Source organism: Nocardia carnea, from assembly GCF_029868325.1.
Taxonomy (GTDB): Bacteria; Actinomycetota; Actinomycetes; order Mycobacteriales; family Mycobacteriaceae; genus Nocardia; species Nocardia carnea_C.
In genome coordinates this window covers 12,108-37,416 of the sequence record NZ_JARWNW010000231.1, presented here as the reverse complement: position 1 = coordinate 37,416, position 25,309 = coordinate 12,108, and the positions used below count along the sequence as shown (strand labels likewise).

At 67.2% G+C, this 25,309-nt stretch carries 27 protein-coding genes; 19 read left to right on the top strand and 8 right to left on the bottom strand.

The annotated features are described in order from the left end of the window. Positions 1–228: 228 nt before the first annotated feature. Complete coding sequence (locus QH196_RS19210) at positions 229–432, bottom strand: cold-shock protein (RefSeq protein ID WP_033241329.1); 204 nt, start codon at positions 430–432, stop codon at positions 229–231. 344 nt (positions 433–776) lie between these two features. Between QH196_RS19210 and QH196_RS19205 the strand changes: the two genes are divergently transcribed. After that, complete coding sequence (locus tag QH196_RS19205; RefSeq protein ID WP_280417184.1) at positions 777–1,076, top strand: hypothetical protein; 300 nt, start codon at positions 777–779, stop codon at positions 1,074–1,076. A 233-nt stretch (positions 1,077–1,309) separates the two neighbouring features. Next, positions 1,310–1,675 carry a helix-turn-helix domain-containing protein gene (locus QH196_RS19200; protein ID WP_280417183.1) on the top strand — a complete coding sequence of 122 codons (366 nt, stop codon included), beginning with the start codon at positions 1,310–1,312 and terminating at the stop codon, positions 1,673–1,675. A 51-nt stretch (positions 1,676–1,726) separates the two neighbouring features. Here QH196_RS19200 and QH196_RS19195 read toward each other — a convergent pair whose 3' ends face one another. Further along, the gene (locus tag QH196_RS19195; RefSeq protein ID WP_280417182.1) at positions 1,727–2,317 is read right to left on the bottom strand and encodes a ClpP family protease; all 591 of its coding nucleotides are present in this window, start codon (positions 2,315–2,317) and stop codon (positions 1,727–1,729) included. A gap of 166 nt (positions 2,318–2,483) precedes the next feature. After that, positions 2,484–3,089, bottom strand: a complete 606-nt coding sequence (locus tag QH196_RS19190; protein ID WP_280417181.1) for a ClpP family protease — start codon at positions 3,087–3,089, stop codon at positions 2,484–2,486. A gap of 286 nt (positions 3,090–3,375) precedes the next feature. Between QH196_RS19190 and urtA the strand changes: the two genes are divergently transcribed. The 8 genes from urtA to atzF are packed head-to-tail and all read left to right on the top strand — an operon-like array spanning position 3,376 to position 14,422. Continuing rightward, positions 3,376–4,680 (top strand): urea ABC transporter substrate-binding protein, encoded by a 1,305-nt coding sequence (gene urtA, locus QH196_RS19185; protein ID WP_280417180.1) that lies wholly within the window; start codon positions 3,376–3,378, stop codon positions 4,678–4,680. Positions 4,681–4,685: 5 nt separating this feature from the next. Continuing rightward, a complete protein-coding gene (gene urtB / locus QH196_RS19180) occupies positions 4,686–5,573 on the top strand; it encodes an urea ABC transporter permease subunit UrtB (RefSeq protein ID WP_280417179.1) in 888 nt (295 codons plus the stop codon). Further along, the gene (gene urtC / locus QH196_RS19175) at positions 5,570–6,688 is read left to right on the top strand and encodes an urea ABC transporter permease subunit UrtC (RefSeq protein WP_280417178.1); all 1,119 of its coding nucleotides are present in this window, start codon (positions 5,570–5,572) and stop codon (positions 6,686–6,688) included. The genes urtB and urtC overlap by 4 nt, the downstream gene beginning before the upstream one ends. Further along, a complete protein-coding gene (gene urtD / locus QH196_RS19170) occupies positions 6,685–7,491 on the top strand; it encodes an urea ABC transporter ATP-binding protein UrtD (protein ID WP_280417177.1) in 807 nt (268 codons plus the stop codon). The genes urtC and urtD overlap by 4 nt, the downstream gene beginning before the upstream one ends. A 4-nt stretch (positions 7,492–7,495) precedes the next feature. Beyond that, positions 7,496–8,188: an urea ABC transporter ATP-binding subunit UrtE gene (gene urtE, locus QH196_RS19165; protein ID WP_280417176.1), complete on the top strand. Its 693-nt coding sequence runs from the start codon at positions 7,496–7,498 to the stop codon at positions 8,186–8,188. Between the two features lie 10 nt (positions 8,189–8,198). Beyond that, positions 8,199–8,900: a GntR family transcriptional regulator gene (locus QH196_RS19160; RefSeq protein ID WP_280417175.1), complete on the top strand. Its 702-nt coding sequence runs from the start codon at positions 8,199–8,201 to the stop codon at positions 8,898–8,900. A 51-nt stretch (positions 8,901–8,951) separates the two neighbouring features. Continuing rightward, positions 8,952–12,611 carry an urea carboxylase gene (uca, locus tag QH196_RS19155; protein ID WP_280417174.1) on the top strand — a complete coding sequence of 1,220 codons (3,660 nt, stop codon included), beginning with the start codon at positions 8,952–8,954 and terminating at the stop codon, positions 12,609–12,611. Then, on the top strand, positions 12,608–14,422 hold the full coding sequence (gene atzF, locus QH196_RS19150) for an allophanate hydrolase (RefSeq protein WP_280417173.1): 1,815 nt from the start codon (positions 12,608–12,610) through the stop codon (positions 14,420–14,422). The genes uca and atzF overlap by 4 nt, the downstream gene beginning before the upstream one ends. Before the next feature lie 194 nt (positions 14,423–14,616). Here atzF and QH196_RS19145 read toward each other — a convergent pair whose 3' ends face one another. The 3 genes from QH196_RS19145 to QH196_RS19135 form a co-directional block, all read right to left on the bottom strand. Then, positions 14,617–15,597 (bottom strand): hypothetical protein, encoded by a 981-nt coding sequence (locus tag QH196_RS19145; RefSeq protein WP_280417172.1) that lies wholly within the window; start codon positions 15,595–15,597, stop codon positions 14,617–14,619. Next, positions 15,594–15,887: a hypothetical protein gene (locus QH196_RS19140; RefSeq protein ID WP_280417171.1), complete on the bottom strand. Its 294-nt coding sequence runs from the start codon at positions 15,885–15,887 to the stop codon at positions 15,594–15,596. Before QH196_RS19140 ends, QH196_RS19145 begins: the two co-directional genes overlap by 4 nt. Before the next feature lie 207 nt (positions 15,888–16,094). Beyond that, positions 16,095–16,466, bottom strand: a complete 372-nt coding sequence (locus QH196_RS19135) for a VOC family protein (protein ID WP_280417170.1) — start codon at positions 16,464–16,466, stop codon at positions 16,095–16,097. 60 nt (positions 16,467–16,526) lie between these two features. On the opposite strand from QH196_RS19135, the gene QH196_RS19130 reads away from it, so the two are divergent. From QH196_RS19130 to QH196_RS19105, 6 genes are all read left to right on the top strand, one after another. After that, positions 16,527–17,006 (top strand): MarR family winged helix-turn-helix transcriptional regulator, encoded by a 480-nt coding sequence (locus QH196_RS19130; protein ID WP_432279514.1) that lies wholly within the window; start codon positions 16,527–16,529, stop codon positions 17,004–17,006. A gap of 122 nt (positions 17,007–17,128) precedes the next feature. Continuing rightward, positions 17,129–18,676 (top strand): MFS transporter, encoded by a 1,548-nt coding sequence (locus QH196_RS19125; RefSeq protein WP_280417168.1) that lies wholly within the window; start codon positions 17,129–17,131, stop codon positions 18,674–18,676. A gap of 10 nt (positions 18,677–18,686) precedes the next feature. Beyond that, positions 18,687–19,247 (top strand): TetR/AcrR family transcriptional regulator, encoded by a 561-nt coding sequence (locus QH196_RS19120; RefSeq protein ID WP_280417167.1) that lies wholly within the window; start codon positions 18,687–18,689, stop codon positions 19,245–19,247. Between the two features lie 73 nt (positions 19,248–19,320). Continuing rightward, positions 19,321–20,199: a CPBP family intramembrane glutamic endopeptidase gene (locus QH196_RS19115; RefSeq protein WP_280417166.1), complete on the top strand. Its 879-nt coding sequence runs from the start codon at positions 19,321–19,323 to the stop codon at positions 20,197–20,199. 5 nt (positions 20,200–20,204) lie between these two features. Next, the gene (locus QH196_RS19110; RefSeq protein ID WP_280417165.1) at positions 20,205–21,389 is read left to right on the top strand and encodes a sensor histidine kinase; all 1,185 of its coding nucleotides are present in this window, start codon (positions 20,205–20,207) and stop codon (positions 21,387–21,389) included. Next, positions 21,386–22,057, top strand: a complete 672-nt coding sequence (locus QH196_RS19105) for a response regulator transcription factor (protein ID WP_280417164.1) — start codon at positions 21,386–21,388, stop codon at positions 22,055–22,057. Before QH196_RS19110 ends, QH196_RS19105 begins: the two co-directional genes overlap by 4 nt. On the opposite strand, the gene QH196_RS19100 is transcribed toward QH196_RS19105, so the two are convergent. Further along, a complete protein-coding gene (locus QH196_RS19100; protein ID WP_280417163.1) occupies positions 22,047–22,496 on the bottom strand; it encodes a DoxX family protein in 450 nt (149 codons plus the stop codon). The genes QH196_RS19105 and QH196_RS19100 overlap by 11 nt on opposite strands. A 166-nt stretch (positions 22,497–22,662) precedes the next feature. On the opposite strand from QH196_RS19100, the gene QH196_RS19095 reads away from it, so the two are divergent. Beyond that, on the top strand, positions 22,663–23,535 hold the full coding sequence (locus QH196_RS19095; protein WP_280417162.1) for a sigma-70 family RNA polymerase sigma factor: 873 nt from the start codon (positions 22,663–22,665) through the stop codon (positions 23,533–23,535). A 235-nt stretch (positions 23,536–23,770) separates the two neighbouring features. After that, on the top strand, positions 23,771–24,016 hold the full coding sequence (locus tag QH196_RS19090; protein ID WP_280417161.1) for a hypothetical protein: 246 nt from the start codon (positions 23,771–23,773) through the stop codon (positions 24,014–24,016). 164 nt (positions 24,017–24,180) lie between these two features. Here QH196_RS19090 and QH196_RS19085 read toward each other — a convergent pair whose 3' ends face one another. Then, a complete protein-coding gene (locus QH196_RS19085) occupies positions 24,181–24,684 on the bottom strand; it encodes a GNAT family N-acetyltransferase (protein WP_280417160.1) in 504 nt (167 codons plus the stop codon). 216 nt (positions 24,685–24,900) lie between these two features. On the opposite strand from QH196_RS19085, the gene QH196_RS19080 reads away from it, so the two are divergent. After that, positions 24,901–25,308, top strand: coding sequence for an ArsR/SmtB family transcription factor (locus QH196_RS19080; protein WP_280417159.1), 408 nt, complete (start codon positions 24,901–24,903; stop codon positions 25,306–25,308). Position 25,309: the final 1 nt, after the last annotated feature.

The following is a 25,309-nucleotide window of genomic DNA, read 5'->3' as shown; positions in this document are numbered from 1 at the left end:
ACGCGCCGCGGAGGCCGCCGCGCTCGCGGCTACGGCAGGCCGGCTGGAAACCGCCGGGTGGGTATGCGCCTATGTGCCGGTCCGCGGGGAACCCGGATCGGTGGCGATCGCCGAGGCACTGCGGGCGGCCGGCGCGCTGTGGCACCCCCCCCCACCCCCCCCCTCCCCCCAACCCCCGCGGGCCCCCCCCCCGGGGGGGGGGGGGCCCCTGTCATTTCGTCACATCACTTAGATGGAGCGAACATCCTGAGCCTGCGGACCCTTCTGGCCCTGCCCGATCTCGAACTCCACCCGCTGTCCCTCTTCGAGGGTCCGGAAGCCGGAGCCGGCGACTGCCGAGTAATGCACGAAGACGTCAGGTCCGCCCCCGTCTTGCGCGATAAAGCCGAAGCCCTTCTCGCTGTTGAACCACTTCACGCTGCCTTGAGCCATGTTACTTACTTCATACTTTCTGTTGCGAGCCAGCCGGATCTCGGTCGATCCGCCTGATCTCTATGACAACGATGCCATGCCGCGGGAAGTTCCGGCACCTCCGAAACCGCTGATTGTGAGGCAGAACGCGGTGATATCGCGCACGATATGACCAGCATGGTGGCGCTCGTCTCCCCATGTCCTCCGCGCCCGGGGTCACCCCAGGGATGCCCCGTAGTTCCAAGGGATGATTTCCGCGAAAATCGGTGACATACCGGCTCCGACTGCGCGAGGGTGAAGGCCCTATCGCCGATTCGGCGCGGATTCCGCTGCCGCGCCGCGGCTGGAGTTCGAGAGGATACGAAGTGTTCCGCACGAAACGAACATTCGCGGCCCGCCGGGTCGTTATCGCGGGCGCCATTGCCCTGCTTCCCTTGGCGGCGGTCGCCGCCCCCGCCGCGGCGGACCCCGCGGCCCCTGCCCCCGGATACACCCAGGTCGACCGGGACCATCACCGTGACCGCGACCGCGACCGGCACTGGGACCGCGACCGCGACCACCACCGGGATCGGGACCGGCACTGGGACCGCGGCCACCACCACGGCTGGGACGATCCGGCGGACTGGTTGCGCCATATCCTGCGCGGAGTGTTCGGCAGCAGCTGATCACGCACGGGCCCGCATTCCGAATTCACAGGAATGCGGGCCCGAACTTTGTCGTCCGCAGCAACGGAACGGGGGCAACATCCCGATCCGGCTCGCCGGGGCATCAGCCGAACCGGCTGGTGCGCAGCGCCTCTCATAGCAACCGGGCCTCGGTCCGGACACTTGGTGGGCCATGGTTACGCCGAGAGCGTAACCGGTGTCGGCCGCGCCGCCCGCGAACCTAAGCTCGATCCATGACCGAGCCGCGCAGATTGATCGCAATCCCCGGTGGCCGGGACGAGCCGCCGCATCGGCAGCCGGCGGACGAACCCGAACCGCTGTGGCGCGAGGTGCTCGGCGGCCGGTTACGCGCCCTGCGCACCGATCAGCGCGAAACGCTGGCCGAAACCGCGCAGCGGGCCGGGATCTCGCCGCAGTACCTTTCCGAGGTCGAACGCGGCCGCAAGGAACCGTCGAGCGAAATGATCGCCGCATTGGCCGGCGCCCTCGGCACTTCCCTCGGTGCACTCACCGAACAGGTCGCCCACGAACTCCGCTTCCGGCGCCGCCCCGCCGAGCGCCCGGGCGCCACCGGCGTGACCATGCTGCGCGCCGCCTGATCACACCGCCCGCCACAGACCTGCCTCGAAGCTTCCCGGCCCGGCTCGCTTTCACGCCCGTGGCGTCAGGACGGTGTCGGCGAGGCCGTAGTCGACGGCGGCGGAGGCGGTGAAGACCCGGTCGCGGTCGGTATCGCGGCGGAGTTGTTCGGGGCCCTGCCCGGTGTGCCGGGACAGAATCGACTCGATTTCGGCGCGCATCCGGACCAGTTCGTCGGCCTGCAGGATCAGGTCCGGGATGGCGCCCTGGCCGCGGGCGGCCGGTTGGTGCAGGACTGCCCGGGCGTGCGGGAGCATCGCGCGGTGCCCGGGTGCACCGCCGGCCAGCAGGACCGCGCCGACCGCGATGGCCTGGCCGACACATGTGGTGTGCACGGGGGCGCCGATGTGCTGGATGGTGTCGTAGACGGCCAGCATCGACGACAGGTCGCCGCCTTCGCAGTTGATATAGAACTCGATCTGCTGGCCCGGGCTTTCCGACTCCAGATGCAGTAATTGCGCGATGAGCGCGTTGGCGACCCCGGAGTCGATGGGTGTGCCGAGGTAGACGATCCGCTCGGCCAGTAGGTGCGAATAGATATCGGTGATGCGCTCGCCGCGCGGATGCTGGGCGATCACATTGGGAATCGTGTAGGTACTCATCGGTTGTCCCCTTCGTATCCGGGTTGAAACTCCGCCGAGCGCCGGCGGCTCAAACGTTCTCCACTCGGCCCGGCCGAGGACCGTTTCTCGTGATGACAGTTCACGTCGCCGGCGGATAGCGGGAGCCTTGCGTGGTTACATTCCGCCGCCTGCGGGTCCGGTCCGCTCATGCGGAGATCCCCACGCGTTGCCGCGGCGGGACGACCTGACCGAATTCGCCGACGATATGGTCGATGAACCCGTAGTCCTTGGCCTGGGTGGCGCTGAACCAGCGATCGTGCAGGGAATCCTCGTAGACCTGGTCGTAGGGTTGGCCGGTGTCTGCGGCGATCAGGCCGAGCACGGTTTCCACGGTGTAGCGCAGATCGTCGGCCTGGACCTCGACGTCGACCGCGGTTCCGCCGATTCCGGCCGACCCCTGGTGCATCAGGATGCGGGCGTGCGGGAGCGCGAAACGCTTTCCGGGGGTTCCGGAGGAGAGCAGGAACTGTCCTGCGCTGCAGGCCAGGCCTAGTGCGAGCGTGGAGACAGGGCACGGTACGAGGCGCATGACGTCGCGGATGGCGAGCATGGCCGGTACCGATCCGCCGGGTGAGTGGATCCAGAGGGAGATCCCCGCGTCGGCGTCTTCGGCGGCGAGGGTGAGCAGCTGGGTGGCCAGCAGGGTGCCGTTGTCGTCGTCGAGGGGGCCGTCGAGAACGAGGATGCGGCGGGCCAGCAGTTGTTCGCGGGCGCGCCAGCCGAACAGCGGGGATTTGTCGTCGTGAGCCATATCTTCACCGTGCCCGGCCGGCGCGGGAACCGGAACCGCACGCTGCTGTGAGCAGATCTGCTCTCGGCAGCGAAAGGCCCGGAACACAACGTGAGCAGGCGGTGGTCTGTGAAACCCCGGAACGCACCCGGTCGCGCGGAGAGGAAACGGATACCGGGGTTTCACGCTGAGATACGTCACGGAAACACGGCCTCCTTAGCGTAATTCCTCGTATACGCCGCTGTATACAGCGAGCCGATAGCGAGTCAGCGGGCCTGACCTTTTCCGGAGTGGAGGCCGAACGGTCATGAATGCAGCCAGAACCGATGAACCCACCAGCGCTGCGGTGATCCGCCGGAGGGGAGGCAGCCGCAGGCGCAAACTGCTCGCGCTGCCGGTGGCCCTCTGTGTTACCGCGCTGGCCGCCACCGCCTGCGGTAGCTCGGCCTCCGAGCAGGCCGGTGCGAGCGCCCAATCCTGTGTCGACACATCGGGTCCCACGATCAAGGTGGGTTCGCTGAACTCGCTGTCGGGCACCATGGCGATCTCGGAGGTCACCGTGCGGGATTCCATCCGGCTCGCGGTCGATCAGATCAATGCCGCCGGCGGCGTGCTCGGCAAACAGATCGAACTGGTGGGTGAGGACGGCGCCTCGGAGCCGACGGTTTTCGCGGAGAAGGCCGAGAAGCTGATCAGCAGTGATTGTGTCGCTGCGGTTTTCGGTGGCTGGACCTCGTCGAGCCGGAAGGCGATGCTCCCGGTTTTCGAGGACCGCAACGCGCTGCTGTACTACCCGGTGCAGTACGAGGGCCTGGAATCGTCGGAGAACATCTTCTACACCGGCGCCACCACCAACCAGCAGATCGTGCCGGCGCTGGACTATCTGAAGGGCCGCGGCGTGAAATCGCTGTACCTGGTGGGTAGCGATTATGTGTTCCCGCAGACCGCGAACCGCATCATCAAGGCCTACGCGGAGGCCAACGGGATCGAGATCAAGGGTGAGGATTACACCCCGCTCGGGTCCACCGATTTCTCGACCATCGTCAACAAGGTGCGGGCCGCCGACGCGGACGCGGTGTTCAACACGCTCAACGGCGACTCCAATGTCGCGTTCTTCCGCGAATACAAGAATGTCGGCCTGACGGCGCAGGATATGCCGGTGGTCTCGGTGTCGATCGCCGAGGAGGAGGTCGGCGGTATCGGCGTCGGGAACATCGCCGGCCAGCTGACCGCCTGGAACTACTACCAGACCGTCGACAACCCGGTGAACAACTCCTTCGTCAAGGAGTACAAGGCGAAATACGGTGCCGCCAAACCCACCTCGGATCCGATGGAGGCCGCCTACACCTCGGTCTACCTGTGGAAGAACACGGTGGAGAAGGCGCAGTCCTTCGCTGTCGAGGATGTGCAGAAAGCGGCCGGCGGGGTGAGCTTCGAGGCGCCGGAGGGCACGGTGACGATCAACGGCGAGAACAACCACATCACCAAAACCGCCCGGATCGGTGAGATCCGGCCCGACGGCCTGATCTACAGCGTCTGGGATTCCGGCGAGGCCATCGAGCCCGACCCGTACCTGGCCGGCTACTCGTGGGCCGAGGGACTCGGGGGCTGATCCGAATGGAAGCACTTGTCGGGCAGCTTTTCACCGGCCTGAGCCTGGGTTCCATTCTGCTGCTGGCGGCCCTCGGGTTATCGCTGACCTTCGGGCAGATGGGCGTGATCAACATGGCCCACGGCGCGTTCATCATGGCGGGGTCCTACACCGCCTATACGGTGCAGACGTATCTGGTGTCGAACACCGATATCTCGTTGATCGTGTCGCTGCTGGTCGGGTTCCTGGTCGGCGGTCTCATGGGTGTCGTCCTCGAGGTGACGCTGATCAAACGGATGTACGACCGGCCGCTGGACACCCTGCTGGTGACCTTCGGTGTGGGCCTGATCCTGCAGCAGGCGGCGCGGGATATCTTCGGTGCGCCCGCGGTCCGCGTGGTGACCCCGGAGTGGCTCGGTGGTGGGGTGGAGGTCCTGGGGGCCGTGGTCCCCAAGACCCGGATCTTCATCATGCTGCTCGCGGTGCTGTGCGTGACGGCCATCGCGGTGACGATGAGGTACACAGCGATGGGCCGGCGTATCCGGGCCGTGGTGCAGCATCGAGACCTCGCCGAAACGAGCGGGATCTCCAGCCGCGGCACCGATATCACGACGTTCTTCCTCGGTTCCGGTCTCGCCGGTGTGGCGGGTGTGGCGCTGACATTGATCGGTTCCACCAGTTCCAACACCGGCGCCAACTATCTGGTCGACGCCTTCCTGGTGGTGGTGATCGGCGGTCTCGGGCAGATCCGGGGCGCGGTACTGGCCGCGGTGGCGCTGGGGCTGCTGAATTCGTTCATCGAATACAGCACCACCGCCTCGGTGGCGAAGGTGATCGTATTCGTCGTCATCGTGATCTTCCTGCAGGTCCGGCCGCAGGGACTGTTCATGATCCGGTCGAGGAGTCTGGTATGAGGGAATTCCTGACCACCCGCTGGAAGGTCTATTCGGGGTTCGCGCTGGCCGCTGTGCTGTTGTTCGCGGTGGCGCCCGCGGTGCTCTCCGATTTCCGGCTCAGTCTGCTCGGTAAGTTTCTCTGCTTCGGCATCGTCGCGGTGGGGATCGGTTTGGCCTGGGGCCGGGGCGGAATGCTCACTCTCGGCCAGGGTGTGTTCTTCGGGCTCGGCGCCTACATCATGGCGATGCATCTGAAGATCTCCGACGCCCAGCTGCGCGGTGACGAGGTACCCGATTTCATGCAGATCGCGGGGATCGGCGAGCTGCCGGCGTACTGGGTTCCGTTCTCGTCGCCGGTGGTGACGATCCTGGGCATCCTGATCGTTCCGCCGCTGGTGGCGGTCCTGCTGGGGCTCGGGGTGTTCAAACGCAAGGTCAAGGGCGCCTATTTCGCGATCCTGTCGCAGGCGCTGGCGGCGGCCTTCGCGATCCTGCTGGTGGGTCAGCAGTCCACCGGCGGCAGCAACGGGCTCAACCGGTTCCGCAGTTTCTTCGGGCTGGCGCTCAACGATCCGATCAACCGGCGGCTGCTGTTCTTCATCGCGGCGGGCACTCTGCTGGTGATCGTGGCGCTGACCCGGCAGCTGATGTACAGCCGGTACGGCGAACTGCTGGTCGCGGTGCGCGATCAGGAGGAACGGGTGCGTTTCCTCGGCTACGACCCGGCCAACGTGAAGGTGGTCGCGTATGCGGTGGCCGCGCTGTTCGCCGGTATCGCGGGGGCGTTGTTCGTACCGATCGTGGGCATCATCTCCCCCGCCGATATCGGGATCGTGCCGTCCATCGCGTTCCTCACCGGGGTCGCGATCGGTGGCCGCACGACTCTGCTGGGCCCGGTGCTGGGCGCGATCGCGGTGGCCTGGGCGCAGACCAGCCTCTCGGAAAGCTTCCCCTCGGGCTGGGTGTATGCGCAGGGCATCCTGTTCATCGTCGTGGTCGGGTTCTTCCCGGCGGGCCTGGCGGGCCTGGTCACTCTGCTGCGACGGCGGAAACGGGGTGCGGACGAGGATCCGGCACCACCCGGGCCGGCGCCGCAACCCGCAGCCGCTACCCCGGTAGGAGTGCCGTCATGACTCAGGAAACGACCACCGCACCGGTCGCCGGTGGTAACGCCGGAATGCACAGCGATTACCTGGAGGTCCGGGGACTGAGCGTCGAATTCGACGGATTCAAGGCCGTATCGAATGTCGATCTGACCCTCTTCCAGGGTGATCTGCGGTTCCTCATCGGACCCAACGGCGCCGGCAAGACCACCATCATCGACGCGATCACCGGTTTGGTGCCGGCCACCGGGTCGGTGCAGAAATCCGGGGTCGAACTACTGGGCAAGAAGGTGCATCAGATCGCCCGGCTGGGTGTGGGCCGCACCTTCCAGACCGCCAGCGTGTTCGAGGAACTGTCGGTCCTGCAGAACCTGGATATCGCCGCCGGGGCGGGCCGATCGATGTGGACCATGCTGCGCCGCCGACCGGCCGAGGTCTCGGAATCGGTCGAGCGGGCGCTGGAAACGATCGGGCTCACCAAGTTGCGGAACAAACCCGCCGGAACGCTGGCCCACGGCCAGAAGCAGTGGCTCGAAATCGGCATGCTGCTGGTTCAGGACGCCTCGGTGCTGCTGCTGGACGAACCCGTCGCCGGGATGAGCCAGGAGGAGCGGGAGGAAACCGGGAACCTGTTGCGCCGCATCGGTGGTGAACGCACGGTCGTCGTGGTCGAACACGATATGGATTTCATGCGCAACTTCGCCACCTCGGTGACGGTGCTGGCGCGCGGCGCGATCCTCGCCGAGGGGTCGGTGGCCGAGGTCCAGGCCGACCCCGCGGTGCAGGAGGCCTATCTGGGCACCGCCGCCGTCGCGGACGAACAGGAAGGCTGACGCGATGCTGGAACTCATCGATGTGCACGCCGGTTACGGCCGCACCGAGGTGGTGCACGGGGTCGGGATCGAGGTCCCGGCCGACGGGGTCGCCGCGATCATGGGACACAACGGGGCCGGGAAGACCACCCTGCTGCGTGCCGCGGTCGGGCTGGTGAGAACCGGCCGGGGCCGGATCCGGTTCGACGGCGCCGATATCACCTCACTGCGACCCAGTGCGCGGGTCAAACGCGGGATTGCCTATGTTCCCCAAGGTCAGCAGTGCTTCGGCCATCTCACCACCGCCGAGAATCTGCGCGTGGTGGCCGACGGCCGTAAACGCGGCGCGGCCTTGATCGACGAGCAGCTGGATCTGTTTCCCGCGCTGAAGGCTCTGCTCGACCGCCGCGCCGGGCTGTTGTCCGGCGGGCAGCGCCAGCAGCTGGCCATCGCCCGCGCACTCATCACCGAACCGCGCATGCTCATCCTCGACGAACCCACCGAGGGGATCCAGCCGTCGGTGGTGGCCGAGATCGAGAACACCATCACCGAACTGGTGGGTCGCGGTGGGCTCGGGGTGCTGCTGGTGGAACAGCACATCGGTTTCGCGCTGCGCGCGGCGAGCCGGTACTACGTGCTGGAAAGCGGCCGGGTCACCTCGACCGGGGAGGGTGGTGCCGGTGCCGTCGACACCGTTCGCGCCGCCATGACTCTTTAGGCTGCGCGTCGTGACCGAACCACGAAGCAAACGCGAATCCCGTAGCGACACTGTGTACAAGGCGTTGCGCGACGAACTCATGGGTGGTGCGCTGGCACCGGACGAGCGGCTCGGCGAGGAACGGCTGGCCGACCGGTACGGTGTTTCCCGCACCCCGGTGCGGGAGGCGCTGGCCCGGTTGCAGGCCGACGGTCTCGTCGAACGCCGTGACGCCGGACTGTTCCCGTACCGGCCGCGCCTGGACACCCTGGGCGACTACTACGAGTTGCGGATCACCCTGGAAGTCCAGGGCATCGCCCGTGTCCTCGACGATCCGGAGCTGGGCCACGACCGGGCCGTGCTGGGGCCGGAGATCGACCGGTGGCGCGCCTTCCGCACCGCGCCTCCGGAACCGGATGCCGGTTTCGTCGACGCCGACGAACAATTCCACACCGTCCTGCTGGAATCCTCGGGCAATCACGCCCTCACCGAGGCCCTGCGCACGGTGAACGCCCGGATCCGCCCGGTCCGGATGTTCGACTATCTGACCCCCGACCGCATGCTCGCCACCATCGACGAGCACATCGCCATCGGCGTAGCCGTCCTGGAGCGCGACCTCACCAATGCCCGTGCGCAGCTCCTCGCCCATATCGACCAATCCCGCCGCGTGGTGGCCGACCGAGCCGGTCAGGTACTCCAGCTGACCCGCCTGGCCCGCGCGACCAAAACCTGAATTTCCCGGCTACCCAGGTAGCCGCCACTGTCCAGGCCGAGAGGATCGACCGTGACCGAGACCGCCCCGCAGTTGTATACACCACTGCATACGCCGTTGCCCGAATGTCTGCTGATCGCCAATCGCGGTGAGATCGCCTGCCGTATTCTGCGTACCGCGCGGCGGCTGGGGATCGATACGGTCGCGGTGTTCTCCGATGCCGACGAGGGTTCCCGGCATGTGCGGATGGCCGATCGCGCGGTCCGGCTGGGGCCCGCACCGGCCGCGGAATCCTACCTGCGCGCCGAGGCCGTGATCGAAGCGGCGTTGTCCAGTGGGGCGACGGCGATCCACCCCGGTTACGGGTTCCTTTCCGAGAACGCCGATTTCGCGGCCGAAGTGGAGGCGGCCGGTATCGCGTTCGTCGGGCCGGCCGCCGAACACCTGCGACTTTTCGGCGATAAGCACAGCGCCCGCCAGGCCGCCGCGGCGGCGGGTGTGCCGCTGGTGGCCGGCAGCGGGTTGCTCACGGGGCTCGACGAGGCGCTGGCGGAGGCCGAGCGGATCGGGTACCCGGTGATGCTCAAGGCGGCCGGAGGCGGCGGCGGTATCGGGATGGCGGCCTGCGCCGGCCCGGCGGAACTCACCGAGACCTACCAGCGCGTGATCCGACTGGCGCAGAACAACTTCGGGTCGTCGGCGGTATATCTGGAGCGGTTCGTCGCCCGCGCCCGGCACGTGGAAGTGCAGATTTTCGGTGACGGACGGGGTCGCGCGATATCCCTGGGTACGCGCGATTGCAGTCTGCAGCGGCGCAATCAGAAGGTCATCGAAGAGGCGCCGGCGCCCGGACTCCCCTACACCGTGAGCGAACAGCTGCTCGAATCGAGCCGGAAGCTGCTCGGCGAGGTGGGCTACCGGTCTGCCGGGACTGTCGAGTTCATCTACGACGTGGACCGCAGTGAGGCGTCGTTCCTGGAGGTGAACACCCGTCTGCAGGTGGAACATCCGGTCACCGAGGCCGTGACGGGCGTGGATCTGGTCGAGTGGATGCTGCGCCTGGCGGGCGGGGACTCCGCCTTCCTCGACGAGGTACCCGATGCCGGCCCGCCCCTCACCGGCTTCGCTGTGGAGGCCCGGGTCTACGCGGAGGATCCCGGTAACGACTACCGCCCCGGCGCCGGCACACTCACCGGCGTCGAGATCCCCGGCGCGGAGGCGCGGGTGGAGACCTGGGTCGAAACCGGTACCGAGATCAGCCCCTACTACGACCCGCTGATCGCCAAGATCATTACGTCGGGTGAGAGCCGCACCGAGGCCCTGCACCGGCTCCGCACGGCGCTCGACGACACCCGTATGTTCGGTATCACCACCAACCTGCCCCAGTTGCGCGCCGCCGCCACGAGCTCCCCCATGCTCGACGCCCGGCACACCACCGCGACCCTCGGCAGCCTGGCCACCATCCGTCCCCGCCTGGAGATCCTGCGCGCCGGCGTCTCCACCACCATCCAGGACTATCCCGGCCGCCTCGGACTCTGGAACGTCGGCATCCCACCGTCGGGCGCGTTCGACGATCTGTCCTTCCAGCTCGCCAATCACGCCGTCGGCAATTCGCTCGGCGAGAACGGCCTCGAGGCGACGCTGCTGGGTCCGCGCCTGCGCTGCACCGACACCACCATCGTCTGCGTCACCGGCGCCGAAGCCCCGGTCACCGTGGACGGCGAACCCGTGCCCATGTGGGAGCCGATCACCGTGCCCGCCGGTTCGGTTCTCGATATCGGCGCCCCCCACGACACCGGTCTGCGCACCTACCTTGCTGTCCGTGGCGGTATCCTCGCTCCCGATTATCACGGCAGCGCAGCCACATTCACCCTCGGCGGATTCGGCGGTATCACCGGCCGCGCCGTCGCGACCGGCGATATTCTCGGCATCAAACCCGACGCCGGCGGTCTTCTCGATCCCGCGCCCATCCCGGCCGGCGAACGCCCCGAATTCGGCCACACCTGGTACGTCGGGGTCGGTGAGGGCCCCCAGCCCGCCCCCGACTATTTCACCCCGGCCGATATCGCCCAGTTCTACGACGCCACCTGGCAGGTGCAGGCCCACGCCAACCGCACCGGTCTGCGTCTGGCCGGCCCGAAACCGACCTGGTCACGCACCGACGGCGGCGACGCCGGCCTGCACCCCTCGAATCTGCACGACTGCCCCTACAGTGTCGGCGCGCTCAACCTCTCCGGCGATACCCCGATCCTGCTCGGCCCCGACGGCCCCAGCCTGGGCGGTTTCGCCTGCCCGCTCACGGTGGTTTCCGCGCACCGCTGGAAACTGGGCCAAATGCGCCCCGGCGACCAAGTGCGTTTCGTCCCGGTCGCCGATGACCGCACCGCCGGTTTCCGCTCCTCACCGGCACTACGCGGCCGTAATGTATCCACCCCCGAACTCCTCGGCGCCCGCGAGGAGGACAACGGTGTGCTCGGCCGCCGCGACGCCGGTACCGGAACCCCCGAGGTCAAGTACCTGCGCGGCGGAGACGACAACGTCCTCGTCGAATACGGCCCGATGGAACTCGACCTCGGCCTGCGTATGCGCGTGCACGCCCTGAGCGAACGCCTCGGACAGGCCGCCATTCCCGGCCTGATCGATATCACCCCCGGTGTGCGTTCCCTGCACCTGCATTTCGACGCCGACGTGATCGATCAACGCACCGTGGTCCGGCTGCTCGGCGAGCTCGAGGACGATATCCCCGATACCGCCGATCTCCGCGTCCCGAGCCGCCATATCGAACTGCCACTCTCCTTCGACGATCCGACCATCGTGCAGGCCATCGAACGCTACGGTCACGGCGTCCGGTCCGACGCCCCCTGGCTGCCGTCGAATATCGAATTCATCCGCCGCATCAACGGACTCGGCAGTATCGACGAGGTCCGTGATCTCGTCTTCGACGCCCAATACATGGTGCTCGGTCTCGGCGACGTCTACCTCGGCGCACCGCTGGCCGTCCCGCTGGACCCCCGCCACCGCCTGGTGACCACCAAATACAACCCGGCCCGCACCTGGACCCCGTCCGACGCCGTCGGCATCGGCGGCAAGTACCTGTGCGTCTACGGGATGGAATCCCCGGGCGGCTATCAGCTCATCGGCCGCACCGTCCCCATCTGGTCCGGTTACCGCCAGCGGGCCCCGTTCGAAACCGGTAAACCGTGGCTGTTCCGGTTCTTCGACCGCATCAGCTGGTATCCGGTCTCGTCCGAGGAACTTCTCGACCTGCGCGCCGATATGTCGGCGGGGCGTTTCGAAATGCGCACAAGTGTCGGCGAATTCGCCATGGCCGAACATCTCGAGTTCCTGGCGGAGCATGCCGCCGATATCGCCGCGACCGAGGAAATCCGGCAAGCCGCGTTCACCGCCGAACGGCGGCGCTGGGAGGCCAGCGGTGAGCTCAGCGCCCAGGCCGAACCGGATCCCGAACCCGAGACCGCCGATACGCTCGACCTGCCAGAGGGCTGCGAAATCGTCTCCGCGCCGATGATGGCCAATGTCTGGCGGGTCGAGGTCGCCGAGGGTGATCACGTCGAGGCCGGCGCCACCCTGCTTGTCCTGGAAGCCATGAAGATGGAGCTGCCCGTAGTGGCGGAGGTAGCGGGAACCGTCCGCGCGATCACCGCCACCGCAGGCGACCAAGTGACCACCGGCGCACCTCTGGTCGCCATCGAAACCGAAGGAGCGGCATGACCATGGAGAAACTACCGCTAGCCGAAGCCGGCCTCGAGTCACCCGAGGGAGCCGGCACCGTCCCCGCCACGGGGGACGCCGGTGACTTCGCCCGTGGAACCCGCACAACGGACAACCCTGCGACAGCGGCCGAGCGAGTCGCCGCTGCCTATCGGGTCATCGCGGAGCAGGACCGGCCCGAGATCTGGATCTCGCTACGCGCCGAAGCCGAGGTGCTGTCCGAGGCCGCGGCGCTCGACACCCGGGTCGAAAAGGGTGAGGAGCTGCCCCTGGCAGGGGTTCTCATCGCGGTCAAGGACAATATCGATATCGCCGGTATCCCCACCACCTGCGCGTGCCCCGGTTTCGCCCGCACTCCGGAAAACACTGCCCCCGCGGTGGCACGGTTGATCGAACAGGGCGCAATTGTCCTGGGTAAAACGAATCTCGACCAGTTCGCCACCGGTCTCGTCGGTACCCGCAGCCCCTACGGCGCGGTCCGCAACAGCCGCTTCCCCGACCGGGTCTCCGGCGGGAGCAGTTCTGGTTCGGCGGTCGCGGTCGCGCTCGGTATGGTCGATGCCGCCCTGGGTACCGATACCGCCGGCTCCGGCCGGGTCCCGGCCGCGTTGAACGGCATCGTCGGTATCAAACCGACCCTGGGACTGATCCCTACCACCGGCCTGGTTCCCGCCTGCCCCGACTACGACGCCATCTCGGTATTCGCCCGCGACCTGGCGCTGGCCGCAAAGGTCGCGAACACCATGATCGGCCCGGACCCGGCCGATCCCCGTTCCCGGGCCTGGCCCGCCGATACGCCCCTCGGCGCACCGCCGCGCACCACCCTCGCCGTCCCCACCGACGACAACCTGAAATCCCTGACCCCCGCCTACCGCGCCGCCTTCGACGCCACCATCGAGCGCTGGCGGGCCGGTGGCGGCGACATCGCCACGGTCGATATCGCCGAACTCCTGGACGCCGCCACACTCCTCTACGACGGTGCGATCGTCGCCCAACGCTATGCCGCCGTCGGTGAATTCCTCAGCGGCGCACCGGAAGGCGCCGACCCGGTGGTCGCCGCCATCATCACCGGCGGTGCCCGCCCCGCCGCGCACTCCTACGTCGCCGATCTCGGCCATCTGAAGCGCGCCGCCGCCACCGCCCACAGCCTGTTCACCGAATACCCGGCCCTGCTACTGCCCACCACCACCGAACATCCGACCCTCGAAGCGGTTGTGGCCGAGCCGTTCACCATCAACAGCCGGATGGGCACATTCACCAATTTCTGCAACCTTCTCGACTTGGCCGCGGTCGCGGTCCCGGGCGCGGACACCGCCGAGGGCGACCCCTTCGGCGTCATGTTCGTCACCCCTGGCTTCGCCGATCAGGTCGGTATCGACCTCGCCGCCGAGCTACTCGGCGAACCCTCTCCCCTGCTCACCGACACCGGCACCGATCTCCTGGTCGTCGGCGCCCACCTGCGCGGTCTCCCTTTGCATCACCAACTGGAACAAGCCCGCGCCCGTTTCGTCGGGGAGGTGATGACGTCGGCGGCGTACCGGATGGTCGCGCTGCCCGCCACCCCACCGAAACCCGGAATGCTGCGCGTCGGGTCCGGCGGCCGCTCCCTGCCCGGCGAACTGTATCGCCTGTCTTCTGCCGCCCTCGGCACGTTCCTGAGCAACCTGCCGTCGCCGATGACGTTGGGCAAGGTCGAACTGGATTCCGGTGAATGGGTCACGGGCTTCGCGTGCGACTACGAATCATCACGTGACGCAGTGGATATCACCGAGTACGGGGGGTGGAAGAACTACCTGAACGCCGATCGGTGACCGCGGTCCCGATCACCGTTTCGCAGCGACGGCGAACCGGCCCACCGTACCGATGAGGGGCGCGGTGGTCAGGTCGCAGCCTCGACCCGCCGTCGCGCGAACACTGCCGGCCGATGCGGTGACGTCCGGCCACCGCATCGGCCGGCCCGCGGCACTGTTGAGTGCGCACACGCGCGGCCGAGGAACGACCGCGCTCACTCGAGGTTCAGCGGTGTGTTCTTCGGGATATCGCCGAACTCTTTCAGTTTGGCGAGCCGAGCCAGCGCGCCTTTGATCGCCAACGGATCCAGCCCCGCGTCCCCCAATGCCTCGGTGAGTTTCACGGGGTCGACCGCTTTCACCGCAGACAGCACAGAGGGGTCGAGGGGTTCCTTGCCACCTATTTGCTCGGCGACGAAATCGGATCTGATCGGCACACTGAACGGACCATGGGTGGAGGGAAACGAACGACCGTGGTCGACCGCGACGATGCTGTGCCCGTCGCCACCGGTAACAGTCCGGAAGTTGCCGTAATGCCGGTCTTCGGCCCCGATGATGTAGTCGAGGACCGCCATCTGCTGCCGCTGCACACGAGGGTATGAAGGCAGTTCCAACGCTTGTGTCGACTCCACGAATTGCTGGACCATTCCAGGCCCGGACGGCTTACCGTCGGAGCCGATCATGCCTGGGGTGCGGGCGGTCGGCGGGATCCGGCCGAAACCGAGCATTTCGTCGAGTCGGAAAGCGGCGATTTCCCGAGTTGTCTGCGCTCCCGGACTCGCATAGGACCGCTGCACACCGTCGCGCCGCTCCCCGCGGGTCGGCTTGTAGATATTCAGTTCACCGTCATCCGACCGCACCTTTCGCACCTCGGACTTGCTCTTCGCGGCGTCGGCCGCCATATCACCGGTGAACTCGACTTCTTCCACCAGCCGGCGTGCCGCCATCGCCGACTCGGCATCGCTGCGGCGGTAATTCCACTGCCGGCCACTGAACGGATGCGCCTGGACGGTCGTTCTCGTCTGCGCCATTTCGGATTCGAAGGAATCGGCGCGCGAGAACTCACGGCGTCCGAGATCGAGTGTGCGGCTCGCAGCCCGGTATTCGCCGGCTACCTCGCGGGTTCCCAGGTCCAGGGTTCTCGATATCCGCGCCACTACCCTGCGGAGGACCGGGGTGACCCGACTGCCACTCACGGCCCGGCGGTGGGCGCACTTTCATCGACCACGCGGTAGTAGCTCATATCCGGTAGGCCGAGCAGGGCACGAAGGAATTCCCTGCCTCGCTCCGGGCCGATGAGCCCGGCGGTCTCCGGACCGGCCCGGACACCGCGCTCGAACCAGCGCTGCGCCATCAGGCAGCCGGCCGGGTTCGCGATATGAAGGACTGCGGTACCGGTAGCACCTACCCGGAATTCGGCTACCCTGCGATGTTCGGAAGAACCGACGTCGTAGACGGCAACGACGGTCGGCTGCGGCTGATCCATTGCGCCAGCCTCCCACGTCGGCCGACGGTCGGCCACCCTTTCGCCGGGCCGCCGATACGTCGTCACCTCGAGCGCGGACAACCCGAGCATGCTCGACCTCGTCCGCGCGGAAACGCTCGGCAGGAGTGAGACGCAAGCGTTTACCGTCCGACTACCGGTTCGCCTGCCCGAACCGGACTTTCATGCCGCGATGCCGGGCGAAGTACCTCAGGGCACCACGGTGAAGAGCTCGTAACTGTGGCTGTCGGGGTCGCGAACGTAGACCCCGCGGCCCCCGGACAACCGGTTGATCTGCCGGTCCCAGCCGTTCTCCGGCCCCGACCCGTAGTCGACGGCGGGCCACTGCGCGAGCCGCCCGAGAACCGCGTCGAAGGTGGCATCGTCCACGAGGAACGCATAGTGACCGGGTTCGACGCGACTGCGGTCGTCGAAGTCGAGGGTCAGGTCGTCGTTCACGCGCACCGGAGCGAACGGCCCGGCGGGCGGCGACACCGAGAGTCCCATCAGTTCCGCGAAGAACGTCGCTGAGCCGTGTTTATCGGTCGCGGGGACGATCGTGTGATTCAGCACGATGGTCATATCGGCTCCCTCCAGGATTGTATGTGTTACGCACATAAATATACGTGCGTAACGCATACAATGTCGAGTGTGTGTGACACCCCCGACCCCACCCCGGCCGACGGCGGGCCGGCCCTTTTCCGCCTGGTCCGCTTCTGGTCCCGCCGCTGGAGCGGCCGGGTTTTCGACGAACACGCCGCTCCGCCCGCCGACACCGGTCGCATTCAGCACATCCAGGTCCTCGAAGCTGTCGCCGCCGCCCTGCGCATCCGTGAGGAAGCCACCGTCACCGATATCGCGACCCAACTCGGTATCGACCACTCCGGCGCCAGCCGCATGGTCCGCGACGCCACCACCGCCGGCTACCTCACCCGCGCCACCTCACCGCAGGACCGCCGACGCGTAACCCTCGAACCCACCGAATCCGGCACCCACCTCCTGGACGCGGCCCACGCCTGGCAACGCGATTGCTTCGACCACCTCACCGCCACCTGGCCCGCCGACGACCGGCACCGATTCGCCACCTACCTCCAACGCCTCGCCGACGAAACGGCCACATAACCCGAACCCGGCCCGAATCGAGGACACCGGACCATCCGTCCCGGGCTGCACCGTACTCACTTCCCGATCATCTTGAACGATGGTACAACTAGTACGTCCGTTCAACTAGATCGGAGTTTGCGATGAACATACGCCCGGCGCCCGTCCCCAGGCGGCGGCAGTGGGCCGGCCTGGCGGTGCTGATGTTGCCGACAGTGCTGCTGGGTCTCGATGTCACAGCGCTCTACCTCGTCGTCCCGAATCTGACCGCGGACCTGCAACCGACCGCCACCGAGACGTTGTGGATCATGGACGCGTACGGATTCCTCATCGCCGGCTTCCTGATCACGATGGGGTCGCTGGGCGACCGGATCGGGCGCCGGCGCCTGCTGATGATCGGTATGGCCGCATTCGGCGCGGTCTCGGTCTTCGCCGCCTTCGCTACAAGTGCGCCCTGGCTCATTGCCGCGCGGGCGCTGCTGGGCGTGGCCGGGGCGACGCTGATGCCGTCCACCTTGTCCCTGATCAGCAATATGTTCGCCGACGCCCGGCAGCGGGCGGCGGCGATCGGGCTATGGGCGACGATGTTCGCCCTGGGAATGGCGGCCGGGCCGATTGCGGGCGGTATCCTCCTCGCCCATTTCTGGTGGGGTGCAGTGTTTCTGATCGCGGTGCCCGTCAGCGTGGTGACGCTGGCGGCGGCGCCGGCACTGCTGCCCGAATTCCGTAGCGAAACCACCCGGCTCGATCTGTGGAGCGTCGCGTTATCGCTGGCAGCGTTGCTTCCGGCCATCTTTGCGATCAAGCATGCCGCCGCGCACAGTATCGATGCCCAGGCTGTGGCCGCCGCCGCGCTGGGTGGTGCCGCGGCCGTTGCCTTCGTCCGCCGTCAACTGCGCCTCCGCGAGCCGCTGCTCGATATCAGGCTCTTCACCAACCGGACTTTCGCCGCTGCCCTGTCGGTCCTGCTGATCGGTTTGGCCGGATTCGGTGGGGTGATGTACCTGGTCACCCAGTACCTGCAGTTCGTCGACGGGCTCTCGCCGCTGGTAGCCGGATTGTGGATGGGCCCACCCGCCCTGGCGATGCTGATCGGCGGGATCGGTGCGCCGGTGCTCGCCGGCCGCGTCCCACCAGGGATCGTCATGGCAGGCACGCTGGCACTGTCGTTGATCGGATACGCCTTGATTGCCGTAGCGGGAACGGACAGCAAGCCCACGGTTGTGGCCGGCTTCGGATTCGTTTATCTGGGATTGGGTGTCATCGCCGCTCTCGGCACCGAAATCGTCGTGAGCGCGGCACCCGCGGAAAGGTCCGGTTCGGCGGCCGCATTGTCGGAGACGGTGCAGGAACTGGGGATCGCGGCCGGGGTCGCGCTGATGGGAAGCCTCACCACGGCGGTCTACCGGATCATGGCGGCAGCCCCGGCCGGCGCACCCCGCTCGGTGGCCGAGTCCTACGACGACAGCCTCTCCGGCGCGATATCTGTGATGGAACAGCTACCGGCAGACGCTCTTCGACCTGCCCGGGAGGCGTTCACCAGCGGCCTCAATATCGCCGCGATCGCGGCAGGTACCGCTGTCGCCGCTGCCGCCGTTGTCTGTTTCCGGATGCTGCGCCGTCTCCACCCGATCGGTTCCACGGGCCACCCTGCGGAACCGATAGCCTCGACCCACGGCGACAATCGGTGAGAGGACCACGATGACCGAACAGGACACTGTCGACGGCCGCAAAGTGCGCGGCCGGCAGCGCCGAGCTCAGATCATCGAGGCAACGCTCACGATCGTGCACCGCGACGGCGCCGCCGGCGTGACCCACCGAACCGTGGCCAAGGAAGCCGGTATCACCACCAGCCTCACTCTCTACTACTTCGCCACCCTGGACGATCTTCTGGTCGCCGCCCTGACCAGCGTCACCGACGCCTACACGCAGCGCATCCGCGAACTGATCGACACCGCCGACGACCCGTTGGACGGGCTCGCCCGGCTCATCGCCGAATCCGCAGGTCCAGGCCGGGAGCGCGCGCTCGCCGAACGGGAACTGTCCACCCTGGCGGCTCGCCGGCCCGCACTGCGTCCCGCGGCGTGGAGTTGGCGCGACAGCGTCGCGGAACTTGCCCGGACACAATCCGACGACCCCGATGTCGTCGAGGCTTTCGTCGCGCTCTGCGACGGATTGTGCGCGGCGATCCTGCTCGGTGACCGAGGCGCCGACCCTGAACATATCCGCGGACTCCTCGACGACGCGCTGCGGCGCCCATAAGTAGCGCGTACGCGACCATGAAACGGTCCCGTTCACCACCGATTTCCCGCGGACGACGCCGTGTAATCGAGGCATGACTACAGCGTTGACCGATCGGGAGCCGTTCGGCCGCAGCACCGCAACGCGCCGGAAAGGCATCCTCTGGTTCCTGCTGCTCGCGTTCGCGGGCACATGGATCCCGTGGGGTATCGCCGGAGCGGCCGGGTACACCCTCGACAATCCGGTCGTCCAATTGCTGACCGGCGCTTTCACCCCTGCGCTCGCGGCGATCATCACCCGCCGGTGGGTCACCCGGGAAGGTTTCGCCGATTCCGGACTTCGGCTGAAACTCCGCACGCAGTGGCGGTCGTATCCGATCGCGGCCCTGCTGCCGATCGGCATTCTCGCTGTCGCGCTCATGCTTGCGGTGCTGCTGGGAATGTGGAGTCCGGAGCTGCAGGATTTCAACTCCGGCACCTTGCTGTTCCTGGTGCTCGCCCCGCTCGTCCCGATAGTGGCGGCTCCGATTTTCTTCGGCGAGGAGTTCGGCTGGACCACCTATCTCCGCGACCGCCTCCTCCCCGGCCGCCCCGTGGCCACGACCTTCGCGACCGGCGTGATCTGGGGTGTATGGCATTGGCCGCTGCCGTGGCTGGGTTACCTGGGTTCGGGTGGTTCGGCCGCGGATGCGTTCATCGCCATGCTGTTGTGGCTGCCGCTGTCGATCGAACTGGAGTTCCTGATCGGCTGGTTGTGGGCGCGTAGTGGGTCGGTGTGGCCGCCCGCGCTGCTCCACGGCGGCAGTAATCTCGTGGTCGCGCTGGGACTCGAACTGTTCGTCGGTAACGCGGGGCCCTCCGGCGCTTCCATTACTCTGCTGATGTGCGCAGCGTATTCGCCGGTAGTCGCGTGGATCGTCGTGACGACGAGACTCGGCGGTCCGCGCAACGCCGAGCCGAAGTCCGGGCGGTGACGGCGATGGGATCCGCACTCCGGACCGGCCCCCGCTACTTTTTCTCCCCATGGCCGTGGCGCGCACTGCTCGCCGTGGTGTGCGGCGGAGTCCTGTCGGCATTGACCGTGATCGGTCTCGTACCGGTCCTACTGCTCGGCCTCACCCGTTCGCTGCGGGCTGCCCTGTGGGAGCCCATGCTGCGACTTCACTGTATGCGGCTCCGGCTGATCGACCCCGATACAGCCGTCCGGGCCGATACCCGGGTGCGGGAGGCGAGCGCCGCGCATCGCCTGCCCACGCTCCGGCACGTCACCTATATCGTCGCCACCGCAGTGTTCGGCGGTGCGGTGTTCTGTCTGGCAGCGCTGGGCTTCTCCGTCGCCGCGGTCCTGCTCGTCGCGCCGTTCATCGTCCGGGACGATTACTTCGACTTCGGGCCCTGGGTGATCGACAACAACACGGCGGCCTGGATCACCGCGGGAGTGGGCCTGCTCGCCATGCTTTTACTGTTCGTTCTCATCGGCGCCTGGTCGGCACTCGAGGCGCTGCTCGCCCGCAGCCTGCTGACCCCCGAGTCCGACCGTTGGCGCCACGAGGCCGTGCGGATCGAGAGTTCCCGCTCGGCGCTGCTGGAAGCGGAGGGTTTCGAACGGGAACTCCTCGAATCCGAACTGCACGACCGCGTCCAGCACCGCCTCGTCGCATTGTCGATGAACCTGGGACTGACCGAAGCACAGGACGCGGACGGCCCCGCCGGCCGCCTCGCCGCCGAGGCCCACCGGCAGGTCGACGAAACCTTGGGCGAACTCCGGGCCGTCCTGCGTGGTTTCTCCCCTCGGGTACTGGCCGAACGAGGACTGGAACCGGCGCTGACCGACCTCGCCGCAGACCTGCCGCTCGATATCCACATCGACCTCGACAACAACCGCCTGCCACCCGCGGTCGAGCATATGTCCTACGTACTGGTCGCCGAATGCCTCACCAATGTCGCCCGGCACACCGACGCCGCCCGGGTCGACGTCCACGGCGCGCGCACCGGTTCGCGGTGGGTGCTGAACGTCACCGACAACGGCCCGGGCGGTGCGCATATCGTCGACGGCCACGGCCTCGACCGCCTGCAACGCCGTCTCACGGCCCTGGACGGGCAACTCACGGTGACCAGCCCGCCCGGCGGCCCGACAACTATCCGGATGGAGTGCACGGTGTGACAGCCCGACTACGGATCGTGCTGGCCGAGGACAGTCCCCTGTTACGGGCCGGGTTGGAAAGCGTGCTCACCTCGGCCGGCCACGAGGTGAGCGCAGCGGTCGGCGACGCACCCGGACTCGTCCACGCCTGCGCTGCCTACACGCCCGACCTGGTGATCACCGATGTCCGGATGCCACCCACCGGCACCGACGACGGCCTCCGCGCCGCCGCCGAACTACGCCGCCGTGACCCTCGCCTTCCGATAGTTGTCCTGTCACAGTACGTTTCGGTCGCCTACCTGGATGATCTCCTCGGCGACGATTCGACCGCCGGCGTGGGCTATCTCTTGAAGGAACGGGTCGGTCACGTCCGGCAATTTCTCGACAACGTCGCCCGGATCGCCACTGGGGAGACAATCGTCGATCCCGAGGTCGTCCGGGCGCTGGTCAAATCCGGTCGGCACCGCACACCTCTGGCCGATCTCACCGCGCGGGAGCGGGAGGTGCTCGCGCTGGTAGCGGAGGGTCGCACGAATGCCGGTATCGCCGAGGTCCTGACCGTCTCGGAAGCCGCTGTCCGCAAACATATCGGCGCCATCTTCGCCAAACTCCCCCTCCACGACGGCGACCGCCGAGTCCAAGCAACCCTCATCTACCTACGCTCCCTCGGCCAACCCCCTACCCACTGACCAGTTGTGGTGAACCGTCCGAAACAGCGGGCCGCCGCCACCGGAACAGCTCCCGGACATCGGCCGGCCAGTTCACCGCCGCGATACACAGCATGATCACCAGGTGCAGGGGAGCCGAGACCTCTTGGTAAACGGGTCCATCATCGATGAGGTGCGTGGTCACCGCGCCGGTCAGCACCAGCACCAGCCCCGCGGCGCCCAGGAATCTGGCTTGTCTCCGTGGGATGACCAGCAGGATCGCACAGATCAGCTCGATCGCCCCGACTACGAAACGCATATTCGGGTCGAAACCCCAATCCGCGAACTTCTCGGAATATGCGGGTCCGAACATTGTCTCCCCGGGCCAGAATTTGGTAGCGAACCCTACGAAGAATTCAGCGGCCACGAACCAGTAGAAACCGGTGCGCAACCAACTCGGCACCGTGCGGTGATCGGTCATTTCGTTTCCTCCAGAAGCAGCATGGACGGGGACACGGGATCTTCCCGTTGCCTGTCCGACAGTCCGGATCCGGCGAATGTGACATCTCCGTCTGCCCCGCCATGTCACATCAGCCGGCTCCCGGGGGTCATACCTATCGACAGACCTCGTGCGAGAAGGGTGGCGGATGGACTACAGCGATCGCCTGGTCATGGAGTTCGAAGAAAACCGGGCACACCTGCGCGCCGTGGCGTACCGGATGCTGGGCTCGGCCGCCGACGCCGACGACGCGGTACAAGAAACCTGGATGCGGCTGAACAGCCGAACCGACGTGTCCGATATCGCCAATCTGGCCGCATGGCTCACCACTGTGGTGTCGCGGGTGTCGCTGAATGTTCTGCAGCGCCGCAGGAGCCGCCGCGAGGACCTCTATGGGGCCGAAGTGGTCGACGACGGCGCGGAGCGCGCCGACATGATGTCACCCGAGCAGGAAACGGTACTGGCAGATTCGGTCGGATCGGCGCTGATGGTCGTTCTCGATACCCTGTCTCCGGCCGAACGGCTGGCTTTCGTGTTGCACGATATGTTCGCCGTGCCCTTCGATGAGATCGCCGCGATCCTCGGCCGCTCCAGCGCGGCGACCCGTCAGCTCGCCAGCCGCGCACGGCGCCGGGTCCAGGGAAACGATCAGCCCCCGAGTACCGACCTCACGGCGCGCCGTGAAATCGTCGACGCCTTCCTGCGCGCCGCGCGTATGGGCCAGTTCGCCGCCCTGCTCGAGCTCCTCGACCCGGACGTGGTGCTGCGGGCCGACGACACCGTCGTAGCGGCCGGGGCGGCGCCCGAAGTAGTCGGCTCCGATCCTGTGGCCCGGATCTTCGACGGTCGCGCCCGCGGCGCCCGGCCCGTCCTGATCGATCGGGAGCCGGGTGCGGTCTGGCGGGTCGGCGGTCGACCACGCTTTGTCTTCACCTTCACCATTCGGCAAGGAAAGATCGTCGGTATAGCGATGATCGGGGATCCGGAGCGGATCGAGGCCATGGACCTACGCGACCGATGACCGAAACCGCCGTCGGCGACCCGTCATCCAGGCTGTCGGAGTGATTCGAGTGTGGTCGCGCCGGTTCGCCAGACACCCGCCCCGCCACTACCCTGGCACCGGCTCCTACGACCGGCCGGTTCGGACGCAGGCGACGTGCTCCCGGCCCTTCCCGGCGACCGACGGTCACAGGGCCGGCCCTGCACGAACGTCGAGCGGAGACGCATCTATGAAAAAAGCCTGCGTGATCGCAGCAATGTCCTTGGCAGTCATGGGTTTCTCGGGGGCCACCGCCGCCGCCCTCCCCTCCGGCAGCGCCGATCTCCCCGGACTCCCGGGCGCTACACAGCCCCGCCCGCCTGCTCCGCCGGACGGAAAAAAGGTCGGCGACCCGTGCACCGCCGGTGGCGGCGTGGCAGGGCATTACGAGTGGGTGCACCTGGACGAGGAGTCCGCCGCGCACTACGGCACCGAATGGATGTTCGTCTGCCAGGCGAACTGATTGTGTGACTCCACGCGAGATAATCTCGTTCCGTTGACATCACCATGGCCCGTCCACCCACCAGGATGGACGGGCCATGTGTCGGATACGACAGACCTGATCGCAAACCCCTCGTGGTCAGTGACCGTGTTGCCGCGCCACCTCGCCGGCACGCGTTGTCGGCCTCAGCCTTGCCCGGTGGCTCCGAGGTCGATCCACGCTGTGACAGAGTCACCTTCGCCGACGAGGTCGACCCCCATGGCTGCGAGCACTCGTTGACTGGCGGTGTTCTCGGGCGTCGTACTCACGAACAAGGAGTCGAATCCGTCAGCGCGGGCGAGGTCCAGCAGGTGGCGCAGCACCGCACCGCCGACGCCGCTACCACGGTGGGAACGTCCGATCCACACCCCCGCTTCGGCTGCACACCGCAGACCTTCCACGGGGCACAGCCGCGCGGCTCCCGCCACGGAGTCCCCCACGACGATTGCATAGGTGCTCTCCACCGGTTCGGCCGATAGAGACCTCGACCGATGGAACCGCAAGAACGCCGTCCGACGCTCCCCGGTCCACCCAGCAGGCCCGGCCACCGGGGGCATCACCTCATGGGGGTCTGCGTCGACCACTGCCACATCCAGCAGCTCCTGTAGCAGATCCTCGTCGAGCCGCCGCAGGATGACGTCAGTGCGCATGCCCGCATCCTGCCATCGCGACCGGGCCGTCCCCCAGTACTTTTCGGCAAGGGATGACGTCCGGGTCGCGGCACAGTCGAAGTGCACCCTCGCCGCCGAGCAGGCGCGGGGATCCGCATCCGCCCGGTGCCGATCCCTCGCTGAGCCAGGACCGTCCACTTGTACACTGATACCAGTCCTGACTTATATAAGCCCAGACTGGTACGATTCTGGTTCATGCACGCGTTCGACATCCTCGGCGACCCGGTGCGCCGGCGCATTCTGGAGCTGCTCGCCGACGGTGAGCAGACCTCCGGCGCGATCACAGACGTGATCCGGGCCGAGTTCGGACTCTCCCAGCCGGCCGTTTCACAGCATCTGCGCGTGCTGCGTGACAACGGGTTCACATCGGTGCGCCCCGAGGGTGCACGCCGGTTCTATGCCGTCGAGCCCGCGCCGCTGAGCGAAGTCGACGCATGGCTGAACCGTTTTCGCAAGTTCTGGGAACAGCGCCTCGACGCCCTGGAAACCGAGCTGGCCCGGGGTAAGCGTGCAGCTCGGACTCCGGCCGGTAGGCAGTCCACCCGACCGGCCGAGCCCGGCATCGATGCGAACAAGCCCGATCCATCACCGAAGGGGACGTGAC

Bases quoted from the DNA above. Each gene is read 5' to 3' on its own strand.
- QH196_RS19210 (WP_033241329.1), bottom strand. From the start codon at position 432: ATGGCTCAAGGCAGCGTGAAGTGGTTCAACAGCGAGAAGGGCTTCGGC.
- QH196_RS19200 (WP_280417183.1), top strand. From the start codon at position 1,310: ATGACCGAGCCGCGCAGATTGATCGCAATCCCCGGTGGCCGGGACGAG.
- QH196_RS19195 (WP_280417182.1), bottom strand. From the start codon at position 2,317: ATGAGTACCTACACGATTCCCAATGTGATCGCCCAGCATCCGCGCGGC.
- QH196_RS19190 (WP_280417181.1), bottom strand. From the start codon at position 3,089: ATGGCTCACGACGACAAATCCCCGCTGTTCGGCTGGCGCGCCCGCGAA.
- urtA (WP_280417180.1), top strand. From the start codon at position 3,376: ATGAATGCAGCCAGAACCGATGAACCCACCAGCGCTGCGGTGATCCGC.
- urtB (WP_280417179.1), top strand. From the start codon at position 4,686: ATGGAAGCACTTGTCGGGCAGCTTTTCACCGGCCTGAGCCTGGGTTCC.
- urtC (WP_280417178.1), top strand. From the start codon at position 5,570: ATGAGGGAATTCCTGACCACCCGCTGGAAGGTCTATTCGGGGTTCGCG.
- urtD (WP_280417177.1), top strand. From the start codon at position 6,685: ATGACTCAGGAAACGACCACCGCACCGGTCGCCGGTGGTAACGCCGGA.
- urtE (WP_280417176.1), top strand. From the start codon at position 7,496: ATGCTGGAACTCATCGATGTGCACGCCGGTTACGGCCGCACCGAGGTG.
- atzF (WP_280417173.1), top strand. From the start codon at position 12,608: ATGACCATGGAGAAACTACCGCTAGCCGAAGCCGGCCTCGAGTCACCC.
- QH196_RS19140 (WP_280417171.1), bottom strand. From the start codon at position 15,887: ATGGATCAGCCGCAGCCGACCGTCGTTGCCGTCTACGACGTCGGTTCT.
- QH196_RS19135 (WP_280417170.1), bottom strand. From the start codon at position 16,466: ATGACCATCGTGCTGAATCACACGATCGTCCCCGCGACCGATAAACAC.
- QH196_RS19130 (WP_432279514.1), top strand. From the start codon at position 16,527: ATGTCGAGTGTGTGTGACACCCCCGACCCCACCCCGGCCGACGGCGGG.
- QH196_RS19125 (WP_280417168.1), top strand. From the start codon at position 17,129: ATGAACATACGCCCGGCGCCCGTCCCCAGGCGGCGGCAGTGGGCCGGC.
- QH196_RS19120 (WP_280417167.1), top strand. From the start codon at position 18,687: ATGACCGAACAGGACACTGTCGACGGCCGCAAAGTGCGCGGCCGGCAG.
- QH196_RS19115 (WP_280417166.1), top strand. From the start codon at position 19,321: ATGACTACAGCGTTGACCGATCGGGAGCCGTTCGGCCGCAGCACCGCA.
- QH196_RS19110 (WP_280417165.1), top strand. From the start codon at position 20,205: ATGGGATCCGCACTCCGGACCGGCCCCCGCTACTTTTTCTCCCCATGG.
- QH196_RS19100 (WP_280417163.1), bottom strand. From the start codon at position 22,496: ATGACCGATCACCGCACGGTGCCGAGTTGGTTGCGCACCGGTTTCTAC.
- QH196_RS19095 (WP_280417162.1), top strand. From the start codon at position 22,663: ATGGACTACAGCGATCGCCTGGTCATGGAGTTCGAAGAAAACCGGGCA.
- QH196_RS19090 (WP_280417161.1), top strand. From the start codon at position 23,771: ATGTCCTTGGCAGTCATGGGTTTCTCGGGGGCCACCGCCGCCGCCCTC.
- QH196_RS19085 (WP_280417160.1), bottom strand. From the start codon at position 24,684: ATGCGCACTGACGTCATCCTGCGGCGGCTCGACGAGGATCTGCTACAG.
- QH196_RS19080 (WP_280417159.1), top strand. From the start codon at position 24,901: ATGCACGCGTTCGACATCCTCGGCGACCCGGTGCGCCGGCGCATTCTG.